At 74.2% G+C, this 695-nt stretch carries 1 protein-coding gene; it reads left to right on the top strand.

Going from position 1 to position 695, the window contains the following annotated elements:
* Window positions 1–695: substrate-binding domain-containing protein (locus APM_RS12265; RefSeq protein WP_039888525.1), on the top strand; the 695-nt coding region annotated here is incomplete at both ends.

Here is a 695-nt window from a genome sequence, read left to right as displayed (position 1 = left end):
TGGACAATTCGAATTTCGCCGAGACGATCGCCGGGCTGGAGGCGGCGCTGCGCCAGGCGGGGCTCGACCTGCTGCTGGGGACCACGCTCTACAGCAATGCGCGCGAGGAGGAGCTGCTGCATACGCTGATGCGGCACCGGCCGGAGGGGATCGTGCTCACCGGCGGGGTGCACAGCCGGCGGGTGGCCGCGCTGCTCGGCCGCTCGGCGCTGCCGGTGGTGGAGACCTGGGACCTGCCTTCATCCCCCATCGGGGGGGTGGTCGGGTTTTCCAACCGCGCGGCGGGGGCTCTGATGACGGCGCATCTCGCCGCGATCGGGCGGCGGCGGATCGCCTTTCTCGGCGGCGCCTCAAGGCGGGACCCGCGCGGCGAGGATCGCGGCCGGGGGTATGAGGAGGCGCTGGCGGCCGCCGGGCTCGGGCCGCCGCTGCTGTTCCGCCACGGCCAGCCGCCGCTGTCGATGCGGCACGGGGCGGAGGGCATGGCGCTGCTGCTGGAACGCTGGCCGGAGACCGACGCGGTGGTGTGCGCCAGCGACCTGATCGCCTTCGGCGCGATCGCCGAATGCCAGCGGCGGGGGATCGGCGTGCCGGAGCGGATCGCCATCGGCGGGTTCGGGGATTTCGAGGTGTCGCGCTGCGCGGTGCCGGCGATCAGCACGGTGGCGGTGGATGCGCGGGGCATCGGCGAGCGG

The organism is Acidiphilium sp. PM, from assembly GCF_000219295.1.
Taxonomy (GTDB): Bacteria; Pseudomonadota; Alphaproteobacteria; order Acetobacterales; family Acetobacteraceae; genus Acidiphilium; species Acidiphilium multivorum.
The sequence above is the reverse complement of the archived record's forward strand: the minus strand, read 5'-3'. Positions and strand labels throughout refer to the sequence as shown.